The sequence below is a fragment of the Candidatus Thiosymbion oneisti genome (assembly GCF_900092655.1).
Taxonomy (GTDB): domain Bacteria; phylum Pseudomonadota; class Gammaproteobacteria; order Chromatiales; family Chromatiaceae; genus Thiosymbion; species Thiosymbion oneisti.
In genome coordinates this window covers 1-560 of record NZ_FLUY01000275.1, presented here as the reverse complement: position 1 = coordinate 560, position 560 = coordinate 1, and the positions used below count along the sequence as shown (strand labels likewise).

The following is a 560-nucleotide window of genomic DNA, read 5'->3' as shown; positions in this document are numbered from 1 at the left end:
TCTTGTCTGCATCGGCTCTCTACAACCGACCAGGGGCGGCTTTGTTAGTTCTACTATTTACAGCGCACTACACTAGTTTGCGCGCCTTGCGCGCTCTCCTACATGAAAAAGACCCACAGCATCGCTGGGGAGGGCTACAGAAAGTACTCACGCCCGAGCATCATTACCTTTGGCTGTGTCAATACCATGCGCAAAGCTACAGCTTATGAAGTAGAGACGCGCTAACGCAAAGAAAAGGACCCCCATTTTGTTTGGTGATGGGCACCATCGCCGCCGTCTCTCTCCTCCTCGCCGCCCTGCTGCTCGCGGTCGCCATCCGCTGGCGCTCCCCGCTCGCCCGCAACCTCGCCTTCTTACCCCTGCTGGCCTGGTTGGGCCTGCTACTCTCAGCAGCACGCGCCGGCGGCACCAATCAGGCCGTACTCATCGCCGACGAAACCATCGCCCGCGCCGCCGACTCCCCCAACGCCCCCATGCGCTTCGCCCAACCCCTACCCGCCGGCACCGAAGTCGAAATCCGCGAAGCCCGTGCACATTGGGTCCACATCGTCCTCGCCAAT

At 60.9% G+C, this 560-nt stretch carries 1 protein-coding gene; it reads left to right on the top strand.

Annotated elements, in window-relative coordinates:
- Window positions 1–254 precede the first annotated feature (254 nt).
- The coding region (locus BQ17_RS02355; RefSeq protein WP_141699049.1) for a hypothetical protein at window positions 255–560 on the top strand (306 nt) is incomplete at its 3' end.